This window comes from Thalassotalea sp. ND16A (genome assembly GCF_000764205.1).
GTDB lineage: Bacteria > Pseudomonadota > Gammaproteobacteria > Enterobacterales > Alteromonadaceae > Thalassotalea_A.
Genome location: NZ_JQDZ01000124.1, coordinates 86,897 through 101,775, shown reverse-complemented (window position 1 = coordinate 101,775; position 14,879 = coordinate 86,897). Strand labels below are relative to the sequence as shown.

13 protein-coding genes and 1 pseudogene are annotated in these 14,879 nt (G+C 40.8%); 6 read left to right on the top strand and 8 right to left on the bottom strand.

Annotation, left to right across the window (positions count from 1 at the left end):
- The 5 genes and pseudogenes from ND16A_RS21820 to ND16A_RS20875 all read right to left on the bottom strand — a co-directional run.
- The coding region (locus ND16A_RS21820) for a hypothetical protein (RefSeq protein WP_235282266.1) at positions 1-343 on the bottom strand (343 nt) is incomplete at its 3' end.
- A gap of 50 nt (positions 344-393) precedes the next feature.
- Positions 394-1,029, bottom strand: a complete 636-nt coding sequence (locus tag ND16A_RS00435; protein WP_033079436.1) for an OmpA family protein — start codon at positions 1,027-1,029, stop codon at positions 394-396.
- Positions 1,030-1,189: 160 nt separating this feature from the next.
- Entirely contained in the window at positions 1,190-2,425 is a 1,236-nt protein-coding gene (hutI, locus tag ND16A_RS00440; protein WP_033079435.1) for an imidazolonepropionase, read from the bottom strand.
- A gap of 112 nt (positions 2,426-2,537) precedes the next feature.
- A complete protein-coding gene (locus ND16A_RS00445; protein ID WP_033079434.1) occupies positions 2,538-2,810 on the bottom strand; it encodes a hypothetical protein in 273 nt (90 codons plus the stop codon).
- A gap of 115 nt (positions 2,811-2,925) precedes the next feature.
- Positions 2,926-3,069 (bottom strand): annotated as a pseudogene (locus tag ND16A_RS20875) (LytTR family DNA-binding domain-containing protein); the annotation flags it as partial.
- On the opposite strand from ND16A_RS20875, the gene ND16A_RS00450 reads away from it, so the two are divergent.
- Both ND16A_RS00450 and ND16A_RS00455 read left to right on the top strand, forming a co-directional pair.
- Positions 3,025-3,279 (top strand): PKD domain-containing protein, encoded by a 255-nt coding sequence (locus tag ND16A_RS00450; protein WP_033079433.1) that lies wholly within the window; start codon positions 3,025-3,027, stop codon positions 3,277-3,279. The pseudogene ND16A_RS20875 and the gene ND16A_RS00450 overlap by 45 nt on opposite strands.
- Before the next feature lie 475 nt (positions 3,280-3,754).
- Positions 3,755-4,942, top strand: coding sequence for an amino acid aminotransferase (locus tag ND16A_RS00455; protein ID WP_033079449.1), 1,188 nt, complete (start codon positions 3,755-3,757; stop codon positions 4,940-4,942).
- Positions 4,943-5,023: 81 nt separating this feature from the next.
- Here the strand turns inward: ND16A_RS00455 and rraA are convergent, their stop codons facing one another.
- Positions 5,024-5,503 carry a ribonuclease E activity regulator RraA gene (gene rraA / locus ND16A_RS00460; protein WP_033079432.1) on the bottom strand — a complete coding sequence of 160 codons (480 nt, stop codon included), beginning with the start codon at positions 5,501-5,503 and terminating at the stop codon, positions 5,024-5,026.
- A gap of 151 nt (positions 5,504-5,654) precedes the next feature.
- On the opposite strand from rraA, the gene glmS reads away from it, so the two are divergent.
- From glmS to ND16A_RS00480, 4 genes are read left to right on the top strand one after another with little or no spacing between them, the layout of a single operon-like run.
- On the top strand, positions 5,655-6,080 hold the full coding sequence (gene glmS, locus ND16A_RS00465; protein ID WP_033079431.1) for a methylaspartate mutase subunit S: 426 nt from the start codon (positions 5,655-5,657) through the stop codon (positions 6,078-6,080).
- Positions 6,080-7,444: a methylaspartate mutase gene (locus tag ND16A_RS00470; protein ID WP_033079430.1), complete on the top strand. Its 1,365-nt coding sequence runs from the start codon at positions 6,080-6,082 to the stop codon at positions 7,442-7,444. The genes glmS and ND16A_RS00470 overlap by 1 nt, the downstream gene beginning before the upstream one ends.
- A complete protein-coding gene (locus tag ND16A_RS00475; RefSeq protein ID WP_052073354.1) occupies positions 7,441-8,679 on the top strand; it encodes a glutamate mutase L in 1,239 nt (412 codons plus the stop codon). Before ND16A_RS00470 ends, ND16A_RS00475 begins: the two co-directional genes overlap by 4 nt.
- Positions 8,670-10,241 carry an AMP-binding protein gene (locus ND16A_RS00480; protein WP_033079429.1) on the top strand — a complete coding sequence of 524 codons (1,572 nt, stop codon included), beginning with the start codon at positions 8,670-8,672 and terminating at the stop codon, positions 10,239-10,241. Before ND16A_RS00475 ends, ND16A_RS00480 begins: the two co-directional genes overlap by 10 nt.
- 111 nt (positions 10,242-10,352) lie before the next feature.
- Here the strand turns inward: ND16A_RS00480 and ND16A_RS00485 are convergent, their stop codons facing one another.
- Together ND16A_RS00485 and ND16A_RS00490 are read right to left on the bottom strand one after the other, a co-directional pair.
- Positions 10,353-13,502 carry an efflux RND transporter permease subunit gene (locus ND16A_RS00485; protein ID WP_052073353.1) on the bottom strand — a complete coding sequence of 1,050 codons (3,150 nt, stop codon included), beginning with the start codon at positions 13,500-13,502 and terminating at the stop codon, positions 10,353-10,355.
- Complete coding sequence (locus ND16A_RS00490) at positions 13,502-14,719, bottom strand: efflux RND transporter periplasmic adaptor subunit (RefSeq protein WP_033079428.1); 1,218 nt, start codon at positions 14,717-14,719, stop codon at positions 13,502-13,504. Before ND16A_RS00490 ends, ND16A_RS00485 begins: the two co-directional genes overlap by 1 nt.
- Between the last annotated feature and the right edge of the window lie 160 nt (positions 14,720-14,879).

Sequence of the window (14,879 nt, the reverse complement as noted above, 5' to 3'; positions counted from 1 at the left end):
CTTTGCATTCTTGCGAAAAAGATATTGAGGATAGCGTACCAGATAATGGTGAATCACAAAAAATATGATCCAAACATAGCTTTTCCAGCTTAGAAATTTGACAAAAGCTAATAACAGGCATCCCGTTGTGCTTTTGAACGGGACCTCCTAAATTCAAAACGCGCATAGAAACAATAGTTCTTCGTTTCTCGTATTCTATACCAGTTCGCTTAATGATTTGATCAATTGAGAATGATATAGAAAGCTTTAGAACAACTGAAATTTTGAATAGATAGTTATTCATATCTTTTTGAAATTTCAGGAAGTTATCAAGCTTTATATGCATTCCCGAAGGGTAACTCATGTGTTGTTTATATGAGTTACTCAATGACCAGATCATTATACGGATTGGTTTTAAGCCTGATTTGGAACTATTTGTACTTCTACCCGACGATTTAACGCTCTGTCACTTACCGTTCCATTGCCAACCATAGGTCTTAATTCACCGAAACCAGTGGTTTGTAAGCGGCTTGCCAAAATATTTTGATGCATCAAATATACTTTTACACTTTCTGCCCGCTGCTCTGATAAGTTCTGATTATAGCCTTGGCTACCACTACTGTCGGTATGGCCTTCAATACTTAATAGCGTTTTATTGTATTTACTCAACACTTTAGCAACATCATTCAAGGATTGATGAAAACTGGCGGTGATAGTCGACTGGTTAGAAGCAAAAGTAATATTGGCAGGCATGATCAAGCGTAAGTTATCCCCTTCACGCACCACATCGATGCCAGAGCCGGCAAGTTCACGTTTAAACTCCTGCTCTTGTTTATCCATATAATCACCCACCGCAGCGCCAGCAATAGCACCGATGGCAGCGCCAAAAATAGCACGCTTATTTTTGTGATTACTGGTTGATTTACCGAGAATAGCTCCGGTGATTGCACCGATAGCTGCGCCTTTTTCGGCATTAGTGGATGTTGACGCACAACCTGAAAAAATTAGCGAAAGCGCAAGCACTGGAACGAGATATTGTTTGGTCGACATAGAAAGGTCCAAATGGTTAAAAATAATGATTAGATGAGATAATAACAACGCCAGCTGAACATCAGATGAACGAACTGGCACCTATACCAATTTAATTAAAAATGAGCAGATATTTAGTCAACTTGGTATATATTTAAAATGGAAAAATTAGCGGCCCCATTTATATAACTTTTTTACCTTGCTTGTATAGGGCGACAAGAGGATTTACGCCAAATTGATAACAAAGTTGCGCGGGTTGTTCAATATCCCACAAGGCAATGTCTGCATCCATGCCTACGCTTAGCTCTCCTACTTTGTCATCAATGCCTAACGCGCGAGCGGCATTACACGTAACCCCCGCTAACGCTTCTGTTGGTGTTAATCGAAATAACGTACAGGCCATATTCAGCATTAATTGAATAGAATTAATTGGTGATGAACCTGGGTTGGCATCCGTAGCAATTGCAATTCTAACGTTGTTTTCACGCAGTAAATCAATCGGTGGCAGCTTGGTTTCTCTTAAGAAATAAAACGCGCCAGGCAATAATACCGCAACCATACCACTGCTTTGCATGGCGTTTACGCCAGCAGTTGATAAAAACTCTAGATGATCACTCGAAAGGGCATTATATTTTGCCGCAAGCTCGGTGCCACCTAAATCCGATAACTGTTCAGCATGAACTTTCACCCGAATGTTATGAGCTTTTGCCGCTTGAAAAACTCGTTCGGTTTGCGCGTAGGAAAAGCCAATACCTTCACAAAATACATCCACCGCATCGGCCAGATTTTGTCTGGCGATTTCCGGGATCATTTGCTCGGTAACTAATGTGATATAACCGTCAGCATCGTCTTTATATTCAAGCGGCAGCGCGTGCGCACCTAAAAATGTTTTGCTAACCGTTACCGGTAAGTTCTCACTTAAGCGGTTAGCCACTTTTAGCATTTTAATTTCAGTGTCTAAATCTAAACCGTAACCCGATTTGATTTCAATACTGGTTACACCCTCTTTATGTAGTGCGCTTAGGCGTTGGTAAGCACTAACATACAATTCATCTTCGCTGGCCGCACGAGTGGCTTTTACTGTAGAGACTATGCCGCCGCCATTGTTGGCAATGTCTTCATAACTGGCGCCTTGCAAGCGCATTTCAAATTCTTTGGCGCGATGGCCACCATAAACGATATGGGTATGACAATCGATAAGTCCGGGAGTCAGCCATTTACCTTGTCCATCAATGATAGTCAGTTGACAGGCATCGTATTCCGGCAGGTTTTGTTTATTTCCTAACCAGACAATTTTGCCATCGCTCACGGCGATAGCGCCGTCTTCAATAACAGCATAAGAAGTGCCACCTTGCGTCATAGTGGCGATATTTACATTGACAAAAAGCTGTTGCCAGGTATTTGCAAGCTGATTCATTAAGGTTTCCTAAAAGACGAGTGGCATGATACGGATTTGTACTATAGCGAAATGTACCTGAAAACTTCAGATCGCGCAACTTGTATATACAGGAAGCAGGTAACAAGTGGTATCAGCTTACCAGGCCATTACGTTTTAAGCCGCGTCTGACATTCTTACAAAGTTTGCCTAACCGTGATATTTCACCAAGTTTGGGCACATCGCCATGGTTAATTTTTTGTTCCCATTCGCACAATTCGGTGTCGACTAACTCTAATAATTTTTTCGGGCAACCAATGCAAGAGATGCCACAGATATTCGCCTCGGAGACATTAAAAGGAAAATCATTACGCACGCTCGCGATAAGATTTAACATTGCACTGGTACAGTCTGGTTTTTTGTCCATAGAGCACAACCTGCTAAAACTCACATTAAAGCAGCTTTAAGCAATGTTCTTTCTGATCTGGGTTAAATAAAAGTCACTTTCTGACTAAACTGAAAACGATTTTTTAATCCGCCGATCACATATCCGTTAAAAAAGACTTGATAACATCGCGATAATTGCGACTTACCTTTACCTGATCGTATTTGCCCAACTTAAGAAAGAACTCACCTTTGCTATGTGGTATGACTTTTTGAATATAATTCAGGTTCACTATGGTGGTGACACTGTGCAATTATCTGCCGTCAACTCCAGTGATGCTGATGGCGATACCCTAAAGTATCTTTGGAAGCAAACGAAAGGCCCGCGAGTGATCCTTTCTAATGAAAAAAGCGCCACGCCAACATTCAAGGCACCAGCGGTTAGCGAAATGAAAACCTTAACCTTTGATCTCGACGTTTCAGATGGACGTTCAACGAATACAGCAGAGTAAAATCCAAAGTGGCTCACGGTTAACTTTCACTGATCAAAAAAGTAAAGATTGAGTCATAAAGCTTCTTACGATAATGGGAAAAACGGAAAATAATTAGCTGTTGCTAAGCCGGTGATTATACCGGGAGGTTTTAAGTGATTTGTAATGCTTCGGTAAAGCTGCGTAAGACTTTGTAAAATGCCTATTTTTAGCTGTCAAATCCGTTGTCCAGCAGGTTTTTTAAGACTATTTCATTATAAAAATAAAGAAACATTTATATGTGATTCCCAATGAAAACAGCCTATTAGGCTTCTATTATGAATTTAGTTGTCAATATTCGCACGAATATACCATGCTGTGGAATTGTTGTTGCTTGCTTTTGTTTTTTAGAGCGATTATTCTAATATCTTGAGGAGTAATCCCCAACCATATTATGAATAATTATTCCGTATTGAAAAGTGTGGAATTAGCACAACATTTAAAGGTAGTAAAAAGTATGTTTTCACAATTAAAGCAACTACCAGCAGATCCTATTTTGGGCTTGTCGGTAAAATTCAAAGCTGATAGTAACCCCAGTAAAATTGATCTTGGTGCAGGTATTTACAAAGATGAAGCTGGCCATACGCCAGTTTTGGCTTGTGTAAAAGCGGCGGAACAATTTCGTGTTGATAATGAAGCGAGCAAGGCTTATTTAGGCTCAGCGGGTTCACCGCTGTTTAATGAAAGAATGACCGCACTTATTTTAGGTGAGCACAAGGTTATCGCTGAAAATCGTATTCGCACGGTATCTACCCCTGGTGGTACTGGTGCTTTGCGTGTTGCCGGTGAATTTATCAAAACCTGTACCCCTGGCGCTACTATTTGGGTAAGTAACCCGACCTGGGCAAACCATCAGGGCGTTTTTAAAGCTGCTGGTTTGACTGTTAAAACTTACCCTTATTATGATTATGAAAACAACTGTTTAGACTTTGACGGTATGCTTGCCGCATTAAAACAAGTGCCAAAAGGCGATGCCGTGTTATTACACGCTTGTTGTCATAACCCAAGCGGTATGGATTTGAGTAAAGAGCAATGGCAACAAGTTGCTGATGTGGCCAAGCAAGTTGGTTTTATGCCGGTTGTGGATATGGCGTATCAAGGTTTTGGTGAAGATTTAGACGCCGATGCTTACGGTTTACGATTAATGGCTGATACCGTTGAACAGATGATCATCTGTAGTTCATGTTCGAAAAACTTTGGTTTATATCGTGAACGTATTGGCGCATGTTCAGTTATTGGTAGCAGCGCCGTTTCTGCCGATATTATCAGCTCAGTATTACTTTCCGTGGTACGTGTGGTTTATTCTATGCCACCAGCGCACGGCGCAGCCATCGTAGAAACGATTTTAGGCTCTGCAGAACTTACCACGCAATGGCATGGTGAATTAAAAGCAATGCGTGATCGCATTAACGGTGTTCGTCAGTTACTGGTAGACAAGTTAGCTGAGAATGGTGTTAACCGTGACTTTAGTTTTATCACCACGCAAAATGGTATGTTCTCATTTTTAGGTATCGATAAAGCGCAAGTACAGCGCTTACAAGATGACTATAGCATTTACATTGTCGGTTCTAGCCGCATTAGCTTGGCAGGTATTTCACCGGATAACGTTAATTACTTAACGCAATCTATCGCGAAAATACTTTAATGAATTAAAGTATTACCGTAACCCAGAAACAAATAACCCGCAGTTAGAATTAACTGCGGGTTATTTGTTTCTGAGTCTGTGTTAAACAATTTTGTCCTTGGTAACAATCACGCCATCCGTATCGGCATAAAGGTAGTCACCGTGGTTAATGTCAATGCCACCGAACGACAGCTTAATATTTCTTTCGCCACTGGTCACTGGAATAGATTTTCTCGAACAAGTGCCCAATGCATATAAAGCAACGGGAATATCGGTTATCTGAAAAGTATCTCTGATGTAGCCATTTACGACGATGCCTGCATAGTTATTTTGCTGAGCAAACTTCATTAAGTTCTCACCTACTACGGCAAAATACTCTTGGTCTACGTCGACAACAACGACTTTTCCTGAGCCATCTTCGTCTCGAAGTAATTCAATTAGATCGGAATTGTTCTTATCTAATTTTATGGTAACTATTTCGCCCTGGCATTTGCTTATGCCACCATAATTTTTATAGCCCGCGCCTAATACAGATACCTTGTCGCTGTATTCATCACAGATATCTGCGGTAAAAAATGTCATATCTCAGTCCTGTTCTTTCATATAAGCGGGTATTCTAGCATCAAACAAGCGTTTTTACATAAACTTTGATATCATACATATTCAATAAAAATGGGTAAATATACAGATACCAAATCCAATAATTTTCGGTATCACATTAGGCATAAATGATATGAAGGTAGTAACAGGCGTAGTTGGTAACGATATCCATGTGGTCGCTAACCGATTAATTGAGCTTTCGCTGAATGCGCGCGGCTATGAAGTGTTTAACTTAGGCGTAAACACGTATTTAGAAGAGTTTTTTGATGCGGCCGTGGAAACGGGCGCTGATGTTTTGATGATCTCTTCGTTAAACGGTGAAGCGGAAGGCTGGAGCCGAGAGGTCAAACTACTGAAAGCAAAATATAAACATTTAGATGACATTATCATGATGATAGGTGGCAATTTAGTGGTTGGTACCGGTAACGCCGAAGATATTGTGCCGAGATATAAAAATTATGGTTTCGATATCGTTTGTCATCAGGTGGATTTAAATACCGGTTTGGACATGCTAGAAACCCTTATTAAAGACCGAGCGCTAGAAGAGAGTAATAAATAATGAGTTTGCTGCAAGAAGAAAGAGAAATAATTCTCGGCAATGAGTATGTCGATACCTTTGATTTTGCCGAAGTGGCAGAGTTTGTCACCAATGCCAGCAAAGATCTGTTTATCTCTCATCATTTTAAAAACAAAAATAAAATGCTGGTGCAACCACGGGGCGGTTTTCCGACCTACAAAAAGCAGTTTGCCCTGTATGAGTTTTTTGTCGATGCCAATGTTGATGTACTGCCGCTCACCATAGACTCCAATACCCGGCTTAATGATTACGCCACGTCGAAGAAAATGCTGCGTCTGAGTGAAGAAAATGATGTCGATATGCTTAATGGTTACCCTTTGGTGAATCATGGCTATCGCACCACCCGTAAGATGATCACTCACTTTAATAAACCGGTAAGTTTACGCCATGGTACGCCTGATGCCAGACTATTAATTGAAACCGCAATTGCTTCCGGAATTTTTGAAATAGAAGGCGGCCCCATTACTTACCTTTTGCCCTATTCAAAAAACTTCCCTTTAGATAAGGCATTTTTGTATTGGAAGTATGTTGAAAGAGTGTGTGCTAACTATTCAAAATTAAATGAACCAATAAACCGCGAGTCTTTTGGACCGCTAACCGCAACGCTAGTGCCGCCATCGATTACCATTGTTATTCAGTTACTGGAAATGCTGCTGTCATTAGAAGAAGGGGTGAAGTCATTCTCGGTGTCATTTGCGCAACAAGGCTCGATGAACCAGGATATTGTCACCGGCGCAGTACTGAAAAAACTGGCGAAATATTATGCTGCACAAATTAATTGTAGCGATGCGGCAATTCATTTGGTCTACCACCAGTGGATGGGCGCCTTTCCAATGAATAAAGACTATGCCGAGCAGCTGATAAACATGTCGACGGTGATCGCGTCAATGGTAGGGGCAGATAAAATTATCACCAAAACCAGAGAGGAAGCCTCGGGTATACCGACCAAAGAAGCGAATGCCAAAACTGTATCGAATACTCAGTATACCTTAGGGATTTTAAACGGTTTGCCGAATGTGGTTGATGCTGAAGAAGAGGAAATGTTAACCCTGCAGGTGAAAGCGATTATGGAAGCTGTATTTAATGATCCGGCAGATACCTTATGGCGAAAAGTGTTTAACTCGATTAAAAACGGCATTATCGACGTGCCGTTTTCTCCGCATATCATTAATCATAATAATATGATCACCATCAGGGACGCCAAGAAAAACATCCGAATTATCAAAAGAGGCAATGTGCCTATTCCAGACAGATGTTACGCCTATGATAAAGCCCAATGTGATTTGACCAAAGATACCACCAGTATCGTCAATGATATTATTCACGATATAGGAATTATGCAATGATCAGCCAAATCAACAATGAAGAAAAAAGTACAACTAAGGCAAGCAAAGAAAAGTTGTTAATCGATGTTGGTAGTACCTATTTCAAGCTCAGTACCGCTAACAATATAGAGCAGCACTTTCGAGATTTTAAAAAAGATATTTTAGATGATTTAATGCATAAATGCGGCAATACCATCGAAAGTTATGCCAAAGATGATGTGCATATATGTTCATCGGCCAATGGTGGTTTGACGACGTTAATTATCGGTATTACCAATACCTTTTCATTAAAGTATGCCACCAATATTGCCTTTAACTCAGGTATTAATATCATTGATACCGTGCTCTATCAAAATATTGAAGATTACTCAATTCCTAGCGATCTTATCGATGTGGTGATTATTGTCGGCGGCATCAATTCAAACGGCAATGTTTTTTCCGACAGTTTGTACAACTATTTGGCGCAGTTACGCTATTCCAATATTGTTTTTGTCGGTAATGAGCTAGATGCGCCGGCGATAAAAGAACACATTGAAAATGTTGATGTTTTACCAAATATCATTGATGACAGGCTGCATATTATCGAGCAGCATTTACGGGAATATTTAACCAACCTTTATCAAAAAGACATTGAAGGCAAGGAAGATATTAAGCACTTATACGACATTACCTCGAATCAAATATTTCCAACGCCTTACATAGTGAACAAAACACTACCGTTAATTGATGCAAAATTTTCCGTGGTAAACCCGTTTATTTTGTTGGATATTGGCGGCGCCACCACCGACATTCATTATTCAAAGGATTTGGTCGACGACAATCTCGTTACCGAAAATGAATACGACCGGTTGGTATTTAAAAAACTCGGGGTGTATAAGTCAAAGCAATCGTTGATTTTTGCGGCACAAAGTAATGAGTTTGTGTATGAGCTGTTAATGCATTTAAAAGTGACCGAGAACATTTTTCAAGAGCAATCAACAAAAGCAACGAAGATATTGATGCAACTGGCTATTTTTTTGGTTTTATGTAAAATTTCTCATTATAAAAAAGCCTATATCAATTTAAAGCTACTTTCGATTAACTCCATTGTGTTAACCGGTGGTATTACCAAGGTATTAACGGGTGAGGAAATAGAAGATATTATTTCGTTTTTCTATAAAAAAATCCTTAATTCAGAGCATAACCCGGTGACCGTACTCGATAGTAACTATGATATTTGGACGCTTGGCGAACAAGGAAATGAATTATGTCAATAAACTGTATAAGAACACTGCTAGAAGGTGCGGTGCAAGCTCATAGCGATAAAGCTGCCGTCGTTTATAATGAAACAAGTATCAGTTACGCTGAGTTATATGCGAAAGTAAATCAAGTGGCGTTTTATTTAACAGAGTTAGACTTACCAAAAGATTCCAGAGTTGGCATTTATTCGACCAAGGGCATCGAGCAAGTCATCGCGGTATTGGCCATTTTGTCGACCGACTACATATTAGTGCCGCTCACTACTTTATTAAAACCTGAGCAAGTTGAGTACATTATCAACGACTGTGATATCAAATGTATTATCACCGATAAGCTTAAACTTGAGAGCATTGAAGAAATTAACTTCGATGGCCAAATTATTTCTTACGAAACCGCAAGTAAGGGCATCGCCTCATTTGAAGAAATTTTCAAATACTACAATAAACCCTATAGCTGTGACATCAACGGTCACAGCAATGCGCTAATCACCTATTCTTTTGGCGTATCTGGCACACCCAAAGGCATTGTAATTTCACATCGAAATCTGATCGATTCGGCTCGTGTTGTTTCTCAGTATTTGCAACTGCAGCAGGATGATGTGATTTCAGGCTTACTGATTTTTAATCTTGATTACGGCCTGAATCAAATATTTTGTACCTTATACAAAAAAGCAACATTGGCCTTACACCGCTTTATTTTACCTGACGATTTTTTCAACCACATCATTAACGACAAGGTGACGGTGTTACCGTTAATGCCGGTCAATATTTCACAGATGTTTGATGATGACGGCCATAGAATTCCCAGTGCCGGACTCTTTGCGGGTGTGAAAACCATTACCTCATCTGGCGGTAATGTCACCGCAAAAATGGTCAAGGATTGCAAAAATACCTTCCAGCAAGCCGATTTTTACTCTATGCATGGGCTTACTGAAGCATTTCGCTCTACTTATCTTGACCCATCACAAGTCCAAATTAGACCGGATTCTATCGGTAAAGCCATTCCCGATGTAGAGCTTTATGTGATTAACGAACATGGTAAGGAATGTGCGGTGCGGGAAGTGGGTGAATTGATCCATCGTGGTGGCTATATTTACCGAGGTTTCTGGAATGCACCAGAACAAAATGCCGAGCGATTTAAGTCAGTACAAATCTTAAAAGATGTTATCAATCTCGAAGGACAGTTAACTGATGAGATTGTGGTCGCCACAGGTGACTACGTTTATAAAGATGAAGAGGGTTACTTTTACTTTGTTTCCAGGCAAGATGATATGATCAAAACCCGAGGCTTCAGGGTTTCGCCGTTCGAAATTGAATCGGTGGTGGCGAAAAATATTCCGCAAATAGAAAAGTGTGCGGTGTTTGGTATCGACAACGAGCTTATCGAAGAAGAAATTGTCATGGTTTACTCGGCGGTTAGCGAAATTACCGAAAACGAGATCTTGTTTGAGCTGAAAAAACACTTAGCCTCTTACATGATCCCCAGCAGAGTGGTTTACAAGAAGTCGTTGCCGTTAGTACAGAGTGACAAAAACCAGGTTAATAAAGATGCATTGAAGCGCGAGTTGTCAGGACAATAACTTAAGAACATCTGTACCGCCGTTAAGGCTTTATAACTTTAGAAAATCACCCGTCAAATGACGGGTGATTTTTTTGTGAGTGTTAAACCCAGTCTGAGCTCATTTCGCAAATTACTTCGCTGTTTCTAACTGCTCAATCGCGACATCCAACGTTGACTTTTTACGAGTAAACTTCGTCTTTAAATCTTCAATAATGACATACAAACTTGGCACAAAAATTAGGGTCACAATCGTGGCAAACAGTACACCAAATGATAATGAAACAGCCATTGGAATTACAATTTGTGCTTGTGCGCTGGTTTCAAAGAAGATGATTGGTACCAAGCCAATAAAGGTCGTTATCGACGTTAACAAAATGGCACGAAAACGTTTCGTACCCGCATGGGTAACCGCCTCTTTCAAAGGTATGCCAGCTTTACGAGAATTATTGACGTAATCGACCATCACCAGAGAATCATTCACCACCACACCAGAAGCCGCTAAAATGCCCATCACCGATAACGCGCTCAAATCCATGCCTAAAAGAAAGTGTCCAAATACGGCACCGATGACACCAAACGGGATCACCACCATAATCATCACCGCTTGCGAGTATGATTTTAATGGAATGGCCAATAGTGAGAAAATCACCATCAAAGAAATGACAAAGTCACGTAATTGTGAATCGGCACTTTCCATTTCTTCTTGAATGCGACCAGACACTTCACTTTGCACTTGCGGATATTGCCTTAACAATTGTGGAATAAAATTATCACGTATGTCTTTAGCAACTTCAAAAGGCTCTACTTGTTCCGCATCAACACTGGCCCAGACATTGATAGTACGATTACCATTTTCTCGACGAATCCGCGTGACCCCGTCAGTTAATACAATATCGGCCAATTCTGATAAGGGTAACTCAGCACCATTAGGAGCCTGGATCATCACATCATCAACATGGCCAACACTGCTGCGTTGTGCGAGTGGATAACGGACCATAACCTTGATTTCTTCACTATCACGCAAAATACGCTGTGCTTCTAAACCATAAAAGCTATAACTGACTTGTGAAGCGATTTCAGCCAGGGTTAAGCCTAAAGAGTTGGCGAGTGGTTTTAACTCAAGTTGTACTTCCTTGGCACTGGTTTGGCGAGAGTCATTGACATCACCAACACCTTTAAGGGAGTTGAGTTTTGCGGTTAATTCTTTTGCTGCCGCTAATAATTGATCATCATTTTGGCTTTCCAGTCGAAACGCAATATCACCGTCATCACGGCCGCCACCAAATAAGTTGTCACCAATGGTAAACGATTTAACCCCAGGGTAATCAGGAATCGCCTGGCGCCACAAATCAGCTAACTCAAAGGTGTTCATCACTCTCAGTTTTGGCACAACCAACTTAACCATAACTTGACCACGAGTACGGCTACGTAAATCGATTTGCATATCTGAAATCATTGAACTGCCATGTTCGGCTTCAATTTTTTCATCAATTTGGTAAATAATGCGTTGGATGTTTAATAGGGTATCCAGTGTTGCTTTTTCTGAAGCATCAACATTCATTTCAACATCAATACGAGGAAAATCATGAGGAATTTTAGGCTGACCGATAAAGCGGACAAAGCCACCAGCAAATAAGCCGGCGCTGACTAACATCAAGCTAATAAAGAACATTAATACCGCATAACGATATTTAAGGCATTTCACTAACGCTGGACGGTATACTTTATCAATAAAGCGTTTTAATTTAACATCAACTGCTCGGCGAATTCTATCCATTGGGTTTTTTGGATTAAATTTCTTCACTTTCATTTTTACTAAATGTGCAGGTAAGATTAATTTAGACTCAATCAGCGAGAAAATTAAACACAATACAACCACTGAACCAATGGCCTTGCCAAAGGCTGATGAAGGACCTTCCCCAAATAGAAAGGGTACGAATACCGCGATTGTTGTCAGCACACCAAACGTTGCTGGCATAGCAACACGCTTAACTCCGCGGATCACGTTTTCAGTCGTATGGCCATGCTCTTCTATTTCATCATGGGCACTCTCTCCCATGACAATGGCATCATCGACGACAATACCCAATACTAAGATAAAGGCGAATAAGCTGATAATATTAATCGTAATGTTAACAAATTCCATCGGCATCACTAACAGCGTACCTAAGAAACAGACCGGCAATCCCATCATCACCCAGAACGCTAAACGCACTCGTAAGAATATTGCCAACATCAAAAAGACTAATACCGCACCACTTTTCATATTGTCTAACATCATATTTAAGCGACCTTCAAGGTAATAAGTCATATCTACCCATGTTTCTAACTGAACGCCTGCTGGTAATACCGATTGTTTTTCTTCGACATAACGTTTTACTACTGCTGCTACATCGGTAATGCTTTGATTATCTGCGGCACCGATAAATATCGTCGCCGAGTTTTTACCGTTAAACTTGGAGTATTGCAGGCCCTCTTCAAAACCATCAATAATCGTTGCCAGTTCGCCCAGTAATATTTTGCTGCCATCTGCTAAAGTGATCACCGGGATCATTTCAAATTCATGACCGCGATACGCTTGATTTTCAACGCGCAGGTTGATATAGCCATTTTCAGCACGAATTTGCCCTGCTGACATGTTTCTTGAATAACTACGAACCGCTTGCGCAACATCTCTAAAGCTCAAGCCGTATTCACGTAATTTGTCTTTACTGACTTCAATAGAAATTTCGTAATTTAAACCACTGAAAAAGTCAGAAACATTGACTAAGGGTAATTGCTGTATTTCGGTATGAACTTTACGTCCTAGCTCTTTTAATTCAGCATTGGTCAAATCACCATATAAACTGATGTACATCACTTCTTGACGAAATTTTTCCCGTTCAACTTTAATCCTTTCCATGCCGTCAGGAAAACTGGAAATAGAATCAATCGCGGATTTAACTTCTTCCAACACGATTTGTGGATCATAGTCGAGCTCGACTTCGAACCAGCCATTTGAATAATTTCGGTTAGAATAGGTGATCACACGCTTAAGACCTTGCACGGTTTCAAGCGCTTCCTCAATTTTAATGGTGATGCCTTCTTCCACTTCTTGTGGTGCGGCGCCAGGGTATGGTGCCGCGTAGGAAATCCAATTGATTTTCACTTGAGGGAACATCTGTTTATTGATGGTTTGCATCGTTAAGATGCCACCCACCAATATAAAGAACATCAACAGGTTTGCTGCTACGCTATTGCGGGCAAACCAGGCAATTAAGCCTTTGTTAGTTTCTTCCATTAGTTAACTCCTGCACTTGCCACACTAGCCACGGCAGCAACTGAGGTTTTATCATCTTGCTCAGTTTCACTTTCTTCTACCGTGCTCGGCAACGCTAACTTCATCCCATTAACAGGATAATCTAATGCCGAAACAATCAATTGATCGCCATCGGACAGACCGTTAGAAACAATTACGTTTTCACCATCCTGGCGGGCAATTTCAATATTTACATACTGCAATTTTGACTCTGCATCTAACACCGCCAAACGGCCATTTTCAACCAAATAACGCGGCACCGAGCTGGCTTGAGCAAGGTTAATACCGACAATGTTTGCGTTAACATACGAGCCAAAACGTAACGCCGTTTTTTGCTCGGTTGCGGTTTCATTCAAGGCGTATGGGTCTTTAACTTCAGCGACCAAATACGTCATTCGGCTTTTGTTATCAACAACGCCTTCACTACGGGCAATTTTTGCCCTCCAGGTAACATCTACACCAGCAAAAGCACCGGATAAATTAACCATTGCGTCATCACCATAATTGGACAAATATTGTAATTGGTTATCGGCAACAGGCAATCGTATTTCCGCTAGAGCGGTACCGAGTAATTTTCCAACATTGCTGCCAACACCAACAAACGATCCTAACCCTATCGCTCTGCTGTCAATCATCGCATCATAAGGCGCACGTATCTCTGTGCGTTCTAGATTACGTTGAGCTCTTAACACAGAAGCTTGCGCGGATTTAACTCGGGCAAGTTCCTGAGCAAGTTGCGGCTTACGTAAGCTTAATTCAGTTGGCGAAGTGTTGGTGATGCGTTTCCATTCGCTTTCGGCTACTTTGCCTTGTGCACGTTCGGTTTCCAGTGCGGCACGAGCAGATGCCATATTGGCTTGCGCATCAATAAGAGCAGCTTCATAATCATTGGGATCGATACGAGCAAGTAATTTGCCCTTGCTAACAAATCCACCACGAACAAATTCTTCTGACAAAGCAACGATCTGACCACTGACTTGCGCGACTAATTCGGTTTCATATTTAGGTTGCACAATACCGTATGAACTAACCTGCAGAGTCATTGACGCTACCGTGACCGCCTCCACTGCGACAATTGGTGTGTTATCAACTTTAGCCTTTTCTTGTGGTGGTTTCTTCATACCTGAAAAGCCAACAAACAACAAAATGCCAGTTGCCAAAATGACGATAGGTACAATAATTTGTTTTTTACGTGTCACAGTTTATCCCTTAATAAAATCTAACCTAATAGATGTTACATCTATTGCAATGATGTAAGGATACAGAGTTATCTGTCATCGGTTGCAATTAAAATGTAACTGACTATTACAAAATTCACTTGTATATACAGGTGAATTGCTATACATTAGCTTTCAGATT